The sequence below is a fragment of the Puniceicoccales bacterium genome (assembly GCA_031283585.1).
Lineage (GTDB): Bacteria > Verrucomicrobiota > Verrucomicrobiia > Opitutales > LL51 > JAIRTH01.
In genome coordinates this window covers 21,611-38,614 of the sequence record JAITBP010000006.1, presented here as the reverse complement: position 1 = coordinate 38,614, position 17,004 = coordinate 21,611, and the positions used below count along the sequence as shown (strand labels likewise).

Genomic DNA, 17,004 nt, shown 5'->3' with positions numbered 1-17,004 from the left:
TGTTATGAAGCAATGCCAGAAAAACCGATAAGCAGACCGACGGGATAATATAGTTGCTAAGTTCTTGATATAGAAAATAATAACCAAGATTGTATGTCGCGGTATCAGAATAGATTGGATTCGTTCACTCTGGTGGAAATAGTTTCCTCTCTTGGGATCATAGTTTTGATTGTAGGATTCGGCAGTAAGTTGTTTCGCCGGGACGACGGTGTGGAATCTGTGAGAGCCGCCGAGCGGATTTTTTTCGAGGCCATGAACTATGCTAGGTTTCGTGCCATATATTATCATTCGGTGGTTCGGTTCATGATTGATGTGTCCGATGATTCCGAATATTCCCATCGAAAGATCATAGTTGCCCTCAAAAAGACCGGTGATGGAGGCCAGACGATCCTGGAAAAACAAAAGGAGATTTTGCTTCCACGGCATACATTTTTCATACCAAAGACTTACGTTAGAAATATTTTACCCGGGGCATCGGATGCTAGGTATTTCTGGGACAACTGCTTATTTACCGATGGTGGCAAAACCTTAACCATGGCCTTTCGGGACATAGATAGCGTTGGAATGCCAATGGAATCTTCCTCGGTCAAGCCTATACTCTATGCTGTTGGAGCCGGCTCCTGTAAAGCGGATGCTTCTAATAAATTCAGTGTTAAGTTCTTAAAAGACACAAAGGTTTGCGGTGGTGTACTACTACCCGGTGGTATTATTACCACATTGGATTCCCCGGATAAAATCATCAAGCTACTCCAGTGAGCTACCTATGCAAAGGCACAAACGAATTGGATTTTCTCTGCTGGAAGTATTGTTGGCAATAGGTGTGATTGGCGTAGCCCTGCCTGCCATTTTAACCATTTGGGTTAGTCAGATTGCTGCACTGGATGCAAGCAGAAATATGGTGAAATTGATCAATGCCAAGAAAAATTTTTTGGCCATTATATCCGATGACGCATTTAGCTCCTATGAACCAAAAACGATGTTCTTGATGAGACGGCTGGAAACCATAGCCGGTAAAAGTATTTGTAAAACTTCCGTGACCGCAGATGCTTCCAGTCTAGCCTTGCACTGGGATGATGAAGTTTTTGTAATTTCATTTACAAAGGATGCAACGAATTCGCTGGCCGGTGTATTTGGGTTGTATGATTTGACCATAAGGCTATCCGCTTGTTCACCTACAAATCCAGCGAAATCTAAGCCTAATTCGCCGAAACATATTTTTCAAAATTTTTACTATTCCAGGACTAAAATGTAAAACCAATGGCTTTTCATTCTCGTTGACTTAGCCATGGGTGGTCAAGATGATAGGAAACAGTGAAGAACAATTTTGTCCATCTACATGTTCATACCGATTACAGCCTACTGGATGGTTCCTGTCGGTGTGATAGATTATGCGCCAAAGTCAGCGAAATTGGAATGCCAGCCGTTGCGATGACCGATCATGGCAACATCTTTGGCGTGCCAGATTTCCTGGAAAAATGCAAGAAATTTGACATTAAGCCGTTGGTTGGCTGCGAGTTATATACACTCTACGAGGCCGATTTTACAATCAAAGAGAAATTTCCTCTGTATCATATGGGACTCATTGCTATGAATGAGAATGGGTTTAAAAATCTGTCGAAGCTTGTGTCCTTGTCCCAGCTAAAAGGTTTTTATTATAAGCCGAGAATCAACTGGCAGACCATTGCCGAGCATTCGGCCGATTTAATCTGTCTAACCGGTTGCTACCAAGGCTATTTGTCCTCGATGATTCTGAACGAGGATCCGACATCGGCGAGAAATGGATTGGCTCGATTATTGGACATTTTTGGCAGAGACCGGTTATTCATCGAGGTGCAGAACCACGGAACCCAGGAGCAGGAATATTATTCAAAAAAATTGTTTGAGCTAGGCGATGAATTTAATGTAAAAATTGTTGCAACAAACGATTCTCACTATGTGAATCAGCAGGATTGGGAAGCCCATGATGCATTGCTATGTATACAAACCGGTGCTAAACTGTCCGATGAAAAACGCATGCGTATGCAAACCCGGCAGTTGTATATTAAGTCGCGGGAGGAGATGGAGTTGGTATTTGGCGAGCGGCCAGATTGCCTGGATAATACGCTGCTTGTTGCCGACATGTGTGACTTTTCGCTTAGATATGGGGAAAATCACTATCCGGTATTTCCTAGGCCGGTGGAGTTGAATTTTGAAAGCAACGTTGATTACCTTAAGTCATTATGCTGTAGTGGTCTCAAAGAAAGATATGGGCTGGACTACCAGGATCCAGGTGGCATCGGTGAATCCGGCGAAGATGCTAGGCGCCGGAAGGAAATCATCCTCAGGATGGACTATGAGCTGAGTATTTTGGAAAAAACAGGCTTCGTTGATTATTTTTTGATCGTCTGGGATTTTGTCAACTGGGCACGAAAAAATCACATATCGGTGGGACCGGGGCGCGGGTCAGGAGCCGGTTGTGTTCTGGCCTATCTGCTCAAAATAACTGACATCGATCCGATTAGGTTTGGTCTGCTTTTTGAGCGATTTCTCAATCCTGAACGCATTTCTCCACCGGATTTTGACATAGACTTCTGTATGCGTAGGCGCGGAGAGGTGATAGATTATGTGCGTAAAAAATACGGTGAGGATCATGTGGCGAACATAGTAACCTTTGGTACCTTCGGCACAAAGATGGTAATCCGGGATCTGTGTCGTGTTCACGATATACCCTATGCCGAAGCAGATAGGCTTGCTAAGATGGTCCCGGACGAGCTGCATATGACCCTGGATCTTGCTCTGGAAAAATCAAAGGAGCTCGCGCTGGAAGTAGAAACCCGGCCAAACATTGCAAAAATTTTGGACCAGGGCCGGATTATCGAAGGCACCGTTCGCAACATCGGAACCCATGCGGCCGGGGTTATAATCACAGAAGAGCCTGTGGCGGAAATGGTTCCAGTAATATTGCAGGACGGAATTCTAACCACCCAGTTTTCAAAAGATCCCATAGAGGCGCTGGGATTACTGAAAATGGATTTCCTTGGCCTGAAAACCCTTACCGTAATATACGATGCGCAGAATTACATCCGACTGCGGGATGGCCTGGAATCCTTTCGCATCGAGGATATTCCTCTGGATGATAAAAAAACCTACGACCTGCTTAACAGTGGCGAAACCATAGGTGTCTTTCAACTTGGCGAATCTGTGGGCATGAGAGCATTGTGCAAGCGGTTCAATATGTGGTGCATAGAGGATGTTAGCGCCATTAGTGCCCTATATAGGCCCGGGCCAAGCGATTGGATCGATGATTATATTGCCGGGAAAAATGATCCGTCGAAGATAAAGTATCCGCATCCTCTTTTGCAGGATATTTGCTGTGAAACCTATGGTATAATGGTTTACCAGGAACAGGTTATGGAAGCCGCCAGGGTTATAGCCGGCTATAGCCTTGCCGGTGCGGATATTTTACGTAGGGCCATGGGTAAGAAGAAGTTGGATGTAATGAATGCCCAGAAAGCTGACTTTATTGCCGGTGCTAAAAAGTATAACGGTATAGGAAGGGAGAAGGCTGAAGAAATATTTTCAATTCTGGAAAAATTCGCTGGCTATGGCTTCAATAAATCGCACTCGATTGCCTATGGAATAATATCCTATCAAACCGGTTACCTGAAAGCCAATTATCCGGTAGAGTACATGGCCGCGGTGCTATCATCGGAGCTTGGCAATGCGGAGAAGGTGGCCTATGGCATCGGTGAATGCTCCAGGATGAAAATTCCAGTCCTGGGCCCTGATATAAACAGTTCACTGGGTAGCTTTACGCCAAAATGGCGAGATGGTTGCATTCAATTTGGACTTGGAGCTATAAAAGGTGTTGGTGATGCGGCGGCGGAAAACATAATCTCCGAACGTGGGCAACACGGTAATTTTTTGGATTTTGTGGATTTTTTACGGCGAGTTGATCTACGTTTAATCAACAAGCGGGTGCTGGAATGTCTCATATTGAGTGGTGCTTTTGATTCCTTCGGTGTCGATAGGAACCATCTTATGGAGTCGGCCGAAGCCGTTGTCACCGAAGCATTTTTATTGAAGAAGGACAGGGATATTGGCCAGGCAACCCTGTTCGATATGTTCGCTGAGGATGAGGCGGTTAATGTTCGTATCACTACCACCGGTGCGCTGATGTCTAGTCTGGATAAACTTAGGCATGAAAAAGAGCTGCTTGGATTTTACATAAGTGGCCATCCATTGGACGAATTTAGCAATTGGACCCATAAAATAAACTATCCGGCCGAGGCGGACATGGAAGGGTTGGCGGATGGATCGGTGTTCCGGCTATGCGGCGTGGTGAATTCCATTGAAAAAAGAATTACGAAAAAAGATAAGCGACTGTGGGCCACTTTCTGCCTGGAAACCATAGGCAGGAAGTTTTCTTTTAACTGTTTCTCCGATGCCTATGAAACCGTTAGTATTAATTTGATCGAATCCCAGGTAGTGGTTGTTACCGGAACGGTAAGGAAAAGTAATGATGAGGTTAGATACAGCGTTTTTTCGATGGACACCGTTTCTGACTCATTGAAAAAAAATGTAAAAAAAATTATATTCAAAATGGATTGTGTCGGTGGTGATGTGAAGTCGGCATTGACCGAAATAAATTCCTATTTGCAGAGCAATCCTGGCTCGGCCGAAGTTATTTTAAGCTTCAGGTTCAGTGAAGGTCAGGTTCTGCCGATTAAATTACCGTTGTCGTTAACCTGTTGCGCTTCGATAAGTGAATTAGCCATATTGATGAAAACCAACCCCTCTGTGGACGTTGACATCGAGCTGGGTGTACCGGTTATTTTAAGAAAATCATGAAGACTATAAAAAACATTGTACAAATTTTTCCTGGTTGCTTACAGTTAGAACCATGGAAAATAGGACGATATTTCAGAAAATCATCGACGGCGAGGTTAAAAGCGAAATACTTTTTGAAGATGAATTTTGCCTGGTGATCAATGATATAAATCCCCAGGCACCGACCCATGTGTTGATCATTCCCAAAAAGGTCATTCCACGGGTTTCGGAGGCAACCGATGAGGATGTAGTTATTATTGGAAAACTCCTGCTGGCCGCCAGGGATTTTGCGAAAAAAAGGTCACTTGGATCCGGCTTTCGGCTGGTCCTGAATAATGGTCCGATGGCCGGAGAAACGGTGCCCCATCTACACGTTCATTTGTTGGCTGGCAGACCGATGTCCTGGCCTCCAGGCTGAATGGTTGTCTGATCAAGACTTGGTTGTTGACCATTGGCTGCGTTTATGTTTTCTTTCGTAGCATCGGTAGACCCTGTGGTGATTTTTTTAAAAAATCTATTGACGGACTTCATTGCATTAGAAGCCGGTTTCGACCCAGGTATTTTTTTTAGTAAAGAAAAAAGTGACGAGACATTTTCACCAATTCCATATACAAAAAGATCTCCGTATATTTGCTTTGCAACATTTTTGAATGAAGATACATTATGAAACTCTTTTGAGTAATTTATTGTGAGTTTTTTGCTTTCTTTGGATTTATTGCTATTGATGCTGATGGCTTCGATTTTAACCATAGCCGTTTGGGCGATAAAATCGATGTGGTCTTTTTCATCCCTATCTTTCTTGTTAGCGTTGCTCAGCATGAGGCTGTCGATGTATACATCTATATTGGTTATTGCTACCGGTGGATTTGCAATCCACAACTCGCTAAGGTTTAGTGTTATGTCATTGATAATTGTGTTGCTTTTTAGCAGTGACAGGTGGATTAATTTTCCTGATATGCGGCTGAACTTTGCCAGTTCAATGGACTTAAATTGACCCTTCGGGTTTTGTATAATAACATTCCTAAGATCTACAATGCCTTTAAACACATTGCACTGAGATTTTTCTATGATGATTGGAGATTTATATTTATACTTGGAATAGATCCTAATGGCCGTTGGCAGCCATAGGTTGATAAGCGATGCCATCAATAGCAAAAAAATGGAAACTATAAAAATTGTACTAATCAGCAGAGCAATCAATTTTTTTACCGTTGATACGGTCCTGAATAAAACCTTAAAAGCCCTAAAAGGCCATAATAGAAAACCAAACATAGAGATTAATTTTTTAGAAAGTTGTTCCAATTTATATAAGTATCAATCATTTTATTTCTTCTGTATTGGTAGCCAAATGGATAATACTAATGATTTAATCGAGAAAATTTCTCCGTTCGACCTGGGGATTTGGATGATTTTTGAAAAAAAATTTAGATCATTTTGCTTTTTGGGAACAAAAATTGCTAGTTATTTATGTAGCTAGGAGTTAATAAATAAATTATGGCAAAAATTTTAGGCATAGATCTTGGTACTACTAATTCATGTATGGCCGTCATGGAGGGTGGTAAGGCGGTTGTAATTCCAAATTCCGAGGGAGCGAGGACAACCCCATCGGTGGTTGCTTTTACAAAGTCTGGCGATAGGCTTGTTGGGCAAACTGCTAAGCGTCAAGCGATTACAAATCCGCAAAATACTATTTTTTCAGCAAAACGGTTGATTGGTCATAAATACTCTGAGATTAGAAAATTGGCCGATTCACTGCCCTATAAGGTGGTGGAAGGTGAAAATGGTGCTGCCTGCGTCCAGTGTAAAATAGGTGATAAAATCGAAGTATTTTCACCGGAACAGATATCGTCAATGATTTTATCGAAACTAAAAGCTGATGCAGAAGCCTATCTGGGTGAGACAGTTACCCAGGCCGTCATAACCGTACCTGCCTATTTCAATGATGCCCAGCGCCAGGCCACCAAGGATGCGGGAACGATCGCCGGATTGGAGGTTTTGCGTATTATAAATGAACCGACCGCAGCTTCTTTGGCCTATGGATTGGATAAAAAAGGCGAAAAAAAGATTGCAATTTACGATCTTGGCGGTGGCACCTTTGACGTGTCAATCCTAGAAATTGGAGATGGTGTGTTTGAGGTCAAAGCCACCAATGGAGATACACATCTCGGTGGTGATGATTGGGATAAAGCAATCATCGACTGGTTAGCCGATGGTTTCGAAAAAGAAAATGGTATTGATCTAAGAAATGATCCGGTGGCTCATCAACGGCTTAAGGAAGAAGCTGAGAAGGCTAAAATTGTTCTGTCGTCGGCTCAGCAAACTGATGTGAATCTGCCATTCATTGCCGGAGATGCCAGTGGCTCAAAACATCTTAATGTCACCTTGACCAGATCTCAGCTGGAAAAAATCTGTGATAATCTTTGCCAAAGGACCATTGCTCCCTGCAAAAATTGTCTGAAAGATGCTGGGTTTAACGCTTCGGATATAGATGAATTGGTTTTGGTCGGTGGAATGACCAGATCACCGAAGGTCATTGAAGTTGCTAGGCAAATAGTTGAAAAAGACCCAAATCAGGGTGTTAATCCGGATGAGGTCGTTGCCATTGGTGCGGCAATCCAGGGCGGTGTGCTGAAAGGCGAAGTCACCGATGTGCTGCTACTCGATGTGACACCACTGACTCTGGGTATAGAAACCGCCGGCGGTGTATCCACACCGATGATAGAGCGTAATACCACGATTCCTACTAAAAAAACCCAGGTGTTTTCTACCTATGCTGATAACCAGACCGCTGTGGATATAAAAATTTTACAAGGTGAGCGTCCCATGGCTAGAGACAATAAGATGCTTGGTATCTTTAGGTTAGACGGTATTCCCATAGCTCCAAGGGGTTTGCCCCAGGTAGAAGTTACATTTGACATTGATGCCAGTGGTATTTTAAATGTATCGGCCAAGGATCTGGGTAGTGGTAAAAATCAACACATCACTATCTCCGGTGCTTCGGGATTATCCGACGAGGAAGTCGAGAGGCTTAGGAAGGAAGCAGAAAAATTTGCCGAAGCGGATAAAAAAGAAAAGGAAAAAGTTGAAACTAGAAATCACCTAGATTCGTTTATCTATCAAACCGAGAAGCAGATAAAAGATACGGCAGATAAGCTTTCCGAGGAAAATAGGAAAAAACTTGAAGCGGCGGTGAGCGATGCCAAAAAAGTATTTGAAAATAAGGAGGCATCGGTGGAGGAACTGAAATCTGCCCAGGAAGCATTGACGAAGGTTTTCCAAGATATGGCTCAGGAAATGTACAAGAATGTGCAACCCCAGTGGTCAAATGATGGGGCGTCACAGTCATCGGACCAGAATCAAAAATCAGAAAAGTCAGAAAAACCAGAAGGTGTTATGGACGCTGATTTTGAAGTTATAGATGAGAAAAAAAGTCCTAGTTGAATTGAGATGGGTAGATCTATGGATAAACAATTTAACATTGAAGAAACACTATGAATATGAAGGAAAATATACAACCATTAGGTGATCGAATCCTCATCAAACAGGCTGAGGAAAAAGAACAAATCAAAGGTGGAATAATAATACCAGATTCGGCGAGGGAAAAATCGCAAGAAGCTACTGTTCTAGCACTTGGAACAGGTAAACGTGATGAAGATGGTAAAAGGATCGAGTTTGATGTAAAAATCGGTGATCAGGTTCTGGTCAGTAAATACAACAGTGGTACCGAGATCAAGCTCGGCGATGAAACCTATTCATTGGTTCGGAGTGATGATATATTGGCTATACTTAAATAACATATTTATAATTAGGAGAATAGAATTATGGCAAAACAATTAATATTCGATGATCAGGCACGCAAAAAAATGTTGGACGGCGTGTCTATTTTGGCAAAGTCTGTCAAGGGTACGTTGGGGCCTAGAGGTCGTAACGTCTTGATAGATAAGAAGTTTGGCGCACCGATTGTGACCAAAGACGGCGTTACCGTGGCGAAGGAAATAGAGCTAGAGGACCCATTTGAAGATATGGGAGCGCGAATGGTCAAGGATGCGGCTTCACAAACCTCTGACGATGCCGGTGATGGAACAACCACCGCTACGGTTTTGACCGAGGCGATCTTCTGTGAAGGCCTCAGGAGTATGACCTTTGGTGTCAATCCGATTTCCGTTAAAAGGGGAATCGACAAGGCAGTCGAAGCCGTTGTGAAAGAGCTATCTAAAACTTCCAAAAAGGTTGGTGAATCCGGGGAAGTTCGACAGGTCGCTACGGTTTCGGCGAATTGGGATGAAGAAATTGGAAAAATCATTGCCGAAGCCATGGAAAAGGTCGGTAAAGATGGAACCATAACCGTCGAGGAAGCCAAAAGCATAGAAACCATGTTGGAGGTGGTCGAGGGTATGCAGTTTGACAAGGGTTATCTGAGTCCTTACTTTGTGACCAACCCGGACAGCATGGAGTGCAATCTGGACAATGTCTATATCCTTATTTATGAGAAGAAAATAAGCTCGTTAAGTGATCTGTTGCCACTGATGCAAGCCGTTGCTCAGAGTGGTAAGTCGTTGATGGTCATTGCCGAAGAAGTTGATGGCGAAGCTCTAACAGCCCTTGTGGTTAATAGGCTACGCGGCACACTCCATGTCTGCGCAGTAAAGGCTCCATGTTTTGGCGATCGTCGCAAAGCAATGATGGAAGATATTGCCATACTAACCGGCGGAAAATTCATATCGGAAGACCTGGGCATAAAACTGGAAAACGTTAAGATTGAAGATCTTGGCTATGCGAAGAGGATAAATGTAACCAAGGAAACCACCACCATAATTGAAGGTGCCGGTGATCGTTCCGCGATAGATGCGCGAATAAAGCAAATTCGCCATCAAATCAATGAAAGCAAATCGGATTTTGATAAAGAAAAATTACAGGAGCGCCTGGCAAAATTGTCCAATGGGGTTGCTGTTATAAGAGTTGGTGCAGCCACCGAGGTGGAAATGAAAGAGAAAAAGGACCGCGTTGATGATGCCTTGCATGCCACGCGAGCAGCCGTCGAGGAAGGAATTTCCACCGGTGGAAGTGTGGCGTTGTTGCGTTCGGCCTATGTGATCGACAATCTCGACCTCACCGGTGATGAGGCAATCGGTGCTTCGATTATAAAACGTGCCATAGAAGCGCCACTGCGCCAATTATGTGCAAATGCTGGCATAGATGCTTCACTGATTGTGAACGAGGTTAAATCAAAAAATGGTTCCTATGGCTATAATGTGGCCACAGGTAAGTTCGAGGACCTGATGGCTGCCGGTGTGATCGAGCCCACAAAAGTTAACCGGACTGCGCTGCAGAATGCTGCTTCGGTGGCCGGAATGTTGTTGACCACCGAATGCATAATCACCGAGCTTCCTAAAGAAAAATCTTCCTGTGGACATATGTCACACCATGGCGGTGATATGGATGGCATGATGTGATCTAACATCAAGTCCTGGTATCATCTGATTAAAGCTAGGCTAGTATGCGGCATACATAGTAGCCTGGCTATTTTATCTTTCACAGCTAGGCCCTGGGCCCCATGGCCTGGTTTACTATGGTGTTTACTGTAAGAGACTTGAAGTTCAGTCCCTGGGAAAACTGTGAAACCTCGATCCTTTGGTCAGTGGATGCGTTCTGGGTCTGGGTCCAGCAAAATTGCAAATCATCGAGCGAATTGCTGGAGTAAACATACGGCCTGGCAGGCAATTGCATCACCGCTTCCGATGGCGTCCAGTCCCTCGTTGCTTGTCGCTTTGATGCCAATTTTTGCAGGATCTAGGCCAATGGCTGTGGCTAAAGTGGCCTTCATTTCTGGTATGAATGGAGTTAGCCTGGGCTGTTCAGCTCTGAGCACCGTGTCCAGGTTTACAATGTCATAACCGCGGTCTCTGGCCATTTGTACGGCCTGTTTTAGGATTTTTACCGATGATATGTCCCGGATACTTTCGTCATCGTCGGGAAACAGCTGACCTATGTTTGGCAAAGCCAGCGCACCCAGGATGGAATCTGCCAGAGCATGGCAGAGGCAATCGGCATCAGAATGGCCAAGAAGCCCTTTATTATTAGGTATTTTTACTCCACCAAGTATTAAATCCCGGCCGATGACCAGGCGATGAATATCAAATCCAATGCCAATTCTCATGAGAATCTTCTGATGATTTTCAGCAAAGTTTCAAAATTTTTCGGTGGCCTGGCGACCAGTGTTACCTCTTCTCCCAGAATGGACGAATTTAGGACTATGCTGCCCAGATGGATGCATTGACTGGTAAACAATGGGCTGGCGGTTCTCTTCATCGGATATACTTTTTTAAAATCTTCGATGGACGGCACAGGAACATAATCGTAAGTATCTTCGCCTAATATCTTTAGGCCGCAATTGGCCCCATGGAGCCGAACCTGATGGTACCTCAGGTAATTGCATGAGGCTTCGTAGATAGAAAAATTTCCGATTCGTTCGATTAGACTAAATTTTGTCTGGGATTTTTTCCCAGTGCTTCGGGAGATAACAGCCATAGGTTTCGAGAAATGCTTTGCCAGTGGTAGATTGCAAACTATCTCACTATCAAGATGTTCTGTGTCTCTGCAGAGCACTGTAAATTTGAATAATAGAGCCTCGGATCCATAGGCATTTCTCAGCAATCCCGAGGATTCGCGATGGGTGGCGATGATCGAGCAGCCACTGATGTTGTACTCCAACGGGTAGACAGGCTTATAAAACGCTTCAGGGTTTTTCTCCCCCAGGGCAGCTATTATGTTTTTGCCATTTGGATCAGCCGATTTATCTAGATGGACACCGTTCGGCTTGTTTAGAACAAAAAAGTCGTCCCGGCTATAAACTATGTCCATCCTTATTGGTCTATCTAACAGGACCTGTTCTCCAAAGCTTAGAAAATTTTTTGTTGGCACATTTTTAGAGAATGCAATTACAAAATTGCCGTAAATGAAAATTTTTATTTAAAAAAGGTTTTTGTATTGTAGATTTAAAACATCTGGATGTATGGACTCAATTGTGAAGACTATTATTATCGTCGGTTGCCTGGTTATGATTAGTGGCTGTGGTCAGTCCGGCGTGGAATTGACACCGGAAGAAATCGATGATAATAAATTTATCGCTGGCCAGCGGTTATTAAGAGAAGGTAGAGCCGTCGATGCTATCGATAAGTTTCTTGCTGTTATAGATAGTCGAAAAAATGCCCCAAGGTCGCATCTGGAGGCCGGGAAGATTTATTTGGAAAAATACGATGATCCGGTGTTGGCCATTTACCACTTTCGGCAGTTTTTGCTAAAGTCTTCGTCTACTCTGGAGGATAATTTGGTGACTCAAATGATTGAAACCGCCCAAAAGCGCTTTGTGCAGAAATTACTTGGGAATGATGCAGATGGCTATAATAATCAAAATTTTCTCGTTCTGTTAAAGCGGCTTCGTGAAGAAAATATTTCATTGAAAAGACAGCTGGATGAGCTCAGAAAACTGAAGAATATCAATGAAAAAGAGATATACTTTGCGGAGAATCGACAGCTTCAAAGTTCGCTTAATAGCTATACCGTTACGGCCGGCGATACGCTTTCCAGTATCAGCCAAAAAATCTATGGTTCTTCAGAAAAATGGAAGGTGATTTTTGCGGCAAATAGCGATAAATTAAACACGCCTGATAGTTTAAAGGTTGGGCAGATTTTGGTGATTCCGAGAGATTGAACCAGTCAATCATCACCCGAATTGCCTCCCGTAAATGGGTGTCAGGCCGGAATTTTTTTGGCTTTTTGTCAGCTTTGTCCATTTTTTCATTTTCCTTGTTTTGCTTCTCTATGGCATCAAGGACAATTTCGGTGTATTTGCAGTCAGAGGCTTCAAGTATCTCAAATTCTTTTTCAATGTTGGCCTTAAAATTTTCTTCGATTTCCTTTTCCTGGCGACGGTTGGCCAGATTGAGAGACATTTGTTTATTATCGAGTTTTTCCTTGGCATGGACTATGCGCTCGGTCAATAGCTTAAACTCCGGCAGCGAGTTTTGTCTGGCCTTGCTTTTTGTGCCTAGGGTGTCGATGGTTTTTTCGTCGATGAAAAATCCAAATTTTCTAGCATTGGCTTCATAGTCATATTTTACTGGCGTTATCGAGTTCCAAGGCAATGCATTGGGTAGAGAAGCCTCGTCCAGAGGGATCAATGAGTCAAAGGAACTCAATGGTATATGGGCTGTAACTCCTTTGATTTGGGTGGAATTACCACTGGGTAAATACCACTTTTGTATGGTTATCCTGGCCGCGCCAAGTTTCTGATCTTTGGTAAATTTTGTTAAATTATTTATTGGAATTAGCGCCTGTACAGACCCTTTGCCATGGGTTGCCTCATCACCGATTATTATTGCCCGATGATGATCTTTGAGCGCACCAGGCAGTATTTCAGCGGCGGATGCACTGAATTTTGATACCAACACTATCATTGGGCCGGACCATTCGATGGTGTTTTTCGAGCTCCATAGACATTCTATATTGCCTAGCTGACCATTGATCTGTACCACCGGGCCCTTATCTATAAATAGCCCGGCCAGCGAAACGGACTCTTCCAGCAATCCACCGCCATTGTCCCTTAGATCGAGTATTAACCCGGAGATGACGTTGGATTTTAATTTTTTTAACAATTCGAGGACATCATGGGTACTATCGGAGGTTTTTGGTTCTTTGTCATTATGGCCATAAAATGCTGGTAGCTTTATATACCCAATCTTAACTTTTGGGTTATCAGTAGCATAGAGCCTTGCCGATGCTCTGTTGGTGGTTAGTTCAACTTCATCACGGACCAATGTTACTACGTTTTGATCATCCAGGTCGGATTCTTTTGGTTGAATTGTTACTTTTACTACGGTGTTCTTTTTACCTTTAAGCAGTTTGACAACCTTATGTAGCATCATTCCAATAATATTCACAGGTTTCTCATCTCCCTGGGCTATGGCAACTATCTTGTCCCCAGGATGGATGTAACCACTTTTAGCCGCTGGGCTACCCGGTATGAGTTCGCGAACGGTACAGTAGCCATTATCGTCGATGAGGTAGGCACCTATGCCGATAAATGAATTGTGCAGCGATGTGTTCATATCCTCTAGCGTATCACTGGATAGGAAACTGGAGTGGGGATCGTACATCTTTGCCAGGCTATTTAAAAAATATTCCTGGATTATCCAGGATTCCACATCAGAAAACATTTTTAGTATGTTTTCGTATCGTTGTTTCATGTTTTTTTTTGCCTTGGCGACTTTCTGCTCAAGCGTTTTTGGCTGTTTGGTTTTGTTTTTCTTTTTGTTCGTATCTTTTTCGCTATCGCTGGTCTCGTCCTTCTTTTTGGTTTTCGATTCCTGGGATAAAATCTCTGTTACCAGTTCGAATCGAATGCGTTTATCCCAGAGCAGATCGGCTTCAGTTTGGTCCTTTGGCCAGGGTTCTTTTTCTCTATCCAGCGTAAACGTATCATTGCCGGTTAGAGAGAACTCCTTGGATTCCAATTGGTCGAGGATGGATTTGGTTCTGTCCACCAGCTTGTCTCTGAAGTTTTCGAACATTATACTCGCCGGGCTGAGGCTGCCTGCTCTCAGAAAAATATCCAGAGTTTGGGAAAACCTATTCACGTATGCATCTACTTCATGCTGAAGCATATACATTTTAAATGGATCCAGGCTAGATAGAAAATTTTTGATGACTTCGCCCTGGTCCACATTGGTTAATTTCTTCTTAAGGTAATGGATTTCCTCCAGGCATTTTACCATGAACAGTGTTTCGGTCATGGTCGTAGCGGTTAGCTCTAGAGGTTTGATTTTTAGAGACTCGAACGAAAATTTACTGGGTAATATCTTTTCTGATACCTGGAGTACAACCTGTTGCTGGTCTTGTTTTTTTTCGGTGTAGTTTTCTTTTAACTGACTTGAGTTTGTTAATACACAAGCACTTAGAGATAAACAACCCAGAGTGATTAGTCGTGTAAAAAATTTCTCCATCTACTGCCTATTATAATCTTGATGACTGTACTTTAGCAAGATCAAAGCGTAGCCAGGGCTTTTAGCCAAATATAGATTCCAAATTTAATTTTCCCCGGGGATTTTTCATTTTTTTCATCATGGCCTGCATTTGCATGAATTGCTTAAGCATGGCATTCACATCTTGTATACTTCTGCCAGAACCATTTGCAATTCGTTTGCGTCGGGATCCGTCTATTATCTTTGGATTCCTGCGTTCTTCTCTGGTCATGGATAAAATTATGGCTTCGGTTACCTTTAGTTTGTCGCTGGCGCTGTCTATATTATCGAGTTTGTGAGCACCGGGAAGGCTTTGGATTAGCGACCTGATAGATCCCATCTTCTTTATATTGCGTATCTGGGTGAGAAAATCTTCCAGGTTAAACCTGGATTTTTTTAATTTTTCTTCAAGTTTTTTAGCTTCCTGGGCATCTATGTGTTCTTCGGCCTTTTCTACGAAGGAGATGATATCACCCATGCCGAGAATTCGCTGGGCGATGCGCTCTGGGTAGAAGACGTCCAGGGCATCCATTTTTTCTCCCACACCTAGGAATTTTATCGGTACATTTGTAACAGAAACCATTGATAAAGCGGCTCCGCCATGGGTATCACCGTCTAGTTTTGTCAAAATGATACCGGTTATGCTGAGTGCGTTGTTGAAATGTTCGGCTATGCTAACGGCTTCTTGGCCAATCGCTCCATCCGCAACCAGTAAAATTTCGTCCGGGTTGATGGTTTTTTTGATATCCCGAATCTCTTCGATAAGTTTTTCGTCTAACTGAAGGCGGCCAGCGGTATCGAATATTATCGCGTCGTGACCGTTATCACCGGACCATTTCAATCCGGCCCGGGAAATTTCGACGGCGTTTTTTGAGGTCCTGTCAATGTAACAGGCAATAGCCTCCGAGAGGGCCAGTGTCTCGAGCTGGTCCATGGCCGCTGGACGATAAACGTCGCAGCCGATCACGGCCGGTTTGTATCCTGATTTTTTCAACAATTTGGCCAGTTTTACGCTTGTGGTTGTTTTTCCAGAGCCATGGAGACCAGCAAGCATTACTATCAATGGCTTTTTGCCAGATAATTGTCTGGCAGTTTTACCTAGGATTGCAACCAGTTCGTCGTATATAATTTTGACTATCTGCTGGCCTGGCATTATGCCTTTGGTTACTTCGTAGCCAACGTATTCTGCCCTGACCCGATCCAAAAAATTTGTAACAACTTTGAAATTAACATCCGAGGCGAGCAGGGCCTCTTTTACCACCAGAAGAGCATCACTGATATTTTTTTCGGAAATCTTGTTGATGCCACGGAGCCGAGCCAGAGCATTGCTCATTTTGTTTGTGAGATCTTCGAACATATGCTATAAAATCTTAAAAATTTACCATCAAGAGCAATTATATTTTAACAAAACAAATTGCGAGATGCCAGCTGATAGGTATAATTCAACAAACCAGACAAAAAAGTTCATATGGATGTTCTTTGAATAATATCGCCGGGCTTGACTAGTAGCATTATATGCCAGAATAGGCCAATGTGATAGTTTCACTAGAAGGACAGCTTGAAGAGGTCAGTTCAGTGGCCTGTGTGATGAACTGTAATGGTGTTGGCTATGAAGTCAATGTGCCGCTGTCCGTGGTAGAAGCATTGCCAGCAATTGGTTCAAAGGTAAAGCTGTTCACCTACCCAGTGTATAGAGAAGATAGCCAGGCGCTATATGGCTTTTTAGACAAACAGGAAAGAAATTTTTTCAAAGTCGTTGTGGAAAAAGTTTCCGGTGTCGGTCCAAAAATCGCTCTGGCAATGCTGAGTAAGTTTCGCTCCCAGGAAATAAAGTCGGCCATTATCTCAAAAAATATTTCCTTGCTTTCAAGTATTACCGGCATCGGTAAAAAGACCGCCGAAAGAATGATTATCGAGTTAGGTGAAAAATTATCCCAAGAATGTATTGACAACGCAGGCGGTTTTATGGTAGAATTTAGTTGTATTAATAGTAATAGAACAGATGCAGTTTTAGCATTGGTATCTCTTGGGATTAAACCTAGCGAAGCAGAAAAGATGATCAGTGCCGTAGCCGCAAAGAACTCTGAGCTCTCGGCAGAGCAATTGATCAGGTTAGCATTGCAATAGGATGTTGTGGTTTCTATATAAGTTGTGATTGACAGCATAATATTACGGG

The 17,004-nt window shown here is 43.2% G+C and carries 14 protein-coding genes and 1 pseudogene; 9 read left to right on the top strand and 6 right to left on the bottom strand.

Annotated elements, in window-relative coordinates; genetic code table 11:
* Window positions 1–93: 93 nt before the first annotated feature.
* Genes LBB20_01555 through LBB20_01540 form a run of 4 tightly spaced genes read left to right on the top strand, consistent with a single transcriptional unit; the run spans window position 94 to window position 5,227 of the window.
* The gene (locus LBB20_01555) at window positions 94–756 is read left to right on the top strand and encodes a hypothetical protein (protein MDR2735510.1); all 663 of its coding nucleotides are present in this window, start codon (window positions 94–96) and stop codon (window positions 754–756) included.
* 7 nt (window positions 757–763) lie between these two features.
* Entirely contained in the window at window positions 764–1,252 is a 489-nt protein-coding gene (locus LBB20_01550; protein ID MDR2735509.1) for a type II secretion system GspH family protein, read from the top strand.
* Window positions 1,253–1,311: 59 nt separating this feature from the next.
* Complete coding sequence (gene dnaE / locus LBB20_01545; protein ID MDR2735508.1) at window positions 1,312–4,830, top strand: DNA polymerase III subunit alpha; 3,519 nt, start codon at window positions 1,312–1,314, stop codon at window positions 4,828–4,830.
* Between the two features lie 52 nt (window positions 4,831–4,882).
* Window positions 4,883–5,227, top strand: a complete 345-nt coding sequence (locus LBB20_01540) for a histidine triad nucleotide-binding protein (GenBank protein ID MDR2735507.1) — start codon at window positions 4,883–4,885, stop codon at window positions 5,225–5,227.
* Here the strand turns inward: LBB20_01540 and LBB20_01535 are convergent.
* Window positions 5,185–6,081: a hypothetical protein gene (locus tag LBB20_01535; GenBank protein MDR2735506.1), complete on the bottom strand. Its 897-nt coding sequence runs from the start codon at window positions 6,079–6,081 to the stop codon at window positions 5,185–5,187. The two genes, LBB20_01540 and LBB20_01535, sit on opposite strands and share 43 nt — an antisense overlap.
* A gap of 222 nt (window positions 6,082–6,303) precedes the next feature.
* Between LBB20_01535 and dnaK the strand changes: the two genes are divergently transcribed.
* Genes dnaK through groL form a run of 3 tightly spaced genes read left to right on the top strand, consistent with a single transcriptional unit; the run spans window position 6,304 to window position 10,262 of the window.
* A complete protein-coding gene (gene dnaK / locus LBB20_01530; GenBank protein ID MDR2735505.1) occupies window positions 6,304–8,250 on the top strand; it encodes a molecular chaperone DnaK in 1,947 nt (648 codons plus the stop codon).
* 50 nt (window positions 8,251–8,300) lie between these two features.
* Window positions 8,301–8,603 (top strand): co-chaperone GroES, encoded by a 303-nt coding sequence (locus LBB20_01525; GenBank protein MDR2735504.1) that lies wholly within the window; start codon window positions 8,301–8,303, stop codon window positions 8,601–8,603.
* Window positions 8,604–8,627: 24 nt separating this feature from the next.
* The gene (gene groL / locus LBB20_01520; protein MDR2735503.1) at window positions 8,628–10,262 is read left to right on the top strand and encodes a chaperonin GroEL; all 1,635 of its coding nucleotides are present in this window, start codon (window positions 8,628–8,630) and stop codon (window positions 10,260–10,262) included.
* Between the two features lie 85 nt (window positions 10,263–10,347).
* Here groL and LBB20_01515 read toward each other — a convergent pair whose 3' ends face one another.
* Genes LBB20_01515 through LBB20_01505 form a run of 3 tightly spaced genes read right to left on the bottom strand, consistent with a single transcriptional unit; the run spans window position 10,348 to window position 11,730 of the window.
* Entirely contained in the window at window positions 10,348–10,485 is a 138-nt protein-coding gene (locus LBB20_01515; GenBank protein ID MDR2735502.1) for a hypothetical protein, read from the bottom strand.
* 1 nt (window position 10,486) lies between these two features.
* Window positions 10,487–10,966: a 2-C-methyl-D-erythritol 2,4-cyclodiphosphate synthase gene (ispF, locus tag LBB20_01510; GenBank protein ID MDR2735501.1), complete on the bottom strand. Its 480-nt coding sequence runs from the start codon at window positions 10,964–10,966 to the stop codon at window positions 10,487–10,489.
* Window positions 10,963–11,730, bottom strand: a complete 768-nt coding sequence (locus LBB20_01505) for a hypothetical protein (GenBank protein ID MDR2735500.1) — start codon at window positions 11,728–11,730, stop codon at window positions 10,963–10,965. Before LBB20_01505 ends, ispF begins: the two co-directional genes overlap by 4 nt.
* 103 nt (window positions 11,731–11,833) lie before the next feature.
* Between LBB20_01505 and LBB20_01500 the strand changes: the two genes are divergently transcribed.
* A complete protein-coding gene (locus LBB20_01500; protein MDR2735499.1) occupies window positions 11,834–12,520 on the top strand; it encodes a LysM peptidoglycan-binding domain-containing protein in 687 nt (228 codons plus the stop codon).
* A 61-nt stretch (window positions 12,521–12,581) separates the two neighbouring features.
* Here the strand turns inward: LBB20_01500 and LBB20_01495 are convergent.
* Together LBB20_01495 and ffh are read right to left on the bottom strand one after the other, a co-directional pair.
* Window positions 12,582–14,582, bottom strand: a pseudogene (locus LBB20_01495) (carboxy terminal-processing peptidase).
* A 289-nt stretch (window positions 14,583–14,871) separates the two neighbouring features.
* Entirely contained in the window at window positions 14,872–16,185 is a 1,314-nt protein-coding gene (gene ffh / locus LBB20_01490; protein MDR2735498.1) for a signal recognition particle protein, read from the bottom strand.
* 176 nt (window positions 16,186–16,361) lie between these two features.
* Here ffh and ruvA point away from each other — a divergent pair, with 176 nt between their 5' ends.
* A complete protein-coding gene (gene ruvA / locus LBB20_01485) occupies window positions 16,362–16,955 on the top strand; it encodes a Holliday junction branch migration protein RuvA (protein ID MDR2735497.1) in 594 nt (197 codons plus the stop codon).
* Window positions 16,956–17,004: the final 49 nt, after the last annotated feature.

Coding starts and splice junctions, on each gene's coding strand:
- LBB20_01555 (MDR2735510.1), top strand. CDS start 94: ATGTCGCGGTATCAGAATAGATTGGATTCGTTCACTCTGGTGGAAATA.
- LBB20_01550 (MDR2735509.1), top strand. CDS start 764: ATGCAAAGGCACAAACGAATTGGATTTTCTCTGCTGGAAGTATTGTTG.
- LBB20_01540 (MDR2735507.1), top strand. CDS start 4,883: ATGGAAAATAGGACGATATTTCAGAAAATCATCGACGGCGAGGTTAAA.
- LBB20_01535 (MDR2735506.1), bottom strand. CDS start 6,081: ATGTTTGGTTTTCTATTATGGCCTTTTAGGGCTTTTAAGGTTTTATTC.
- dnaK (MDR2735505.1), top strand. CDS start 6,304: ATGGCAAAAATTTTAGGCATAGATCTTGGTACTACTAATTCATGTATG.
- LBB20_01525 (MDR2735504.1), top strand. CDS start 8,301: ATGAATATGAAGGAAAATATACAACCATTAGGTGATCGAATCCTCATC.
- ispF (MDR2735501.1), bottom strand. CDS start 10,966: ATGAGAATTGGCATTGGATTTGATATTCATCGCCTGGTCATCGGCCGG.
- ffh (MDR2735498.1), bottom strand. CDS start 16,185: ATGTTCGAAGATCTCACAAACAAAATGAGCAATGCTCTGGCTCGGCTC.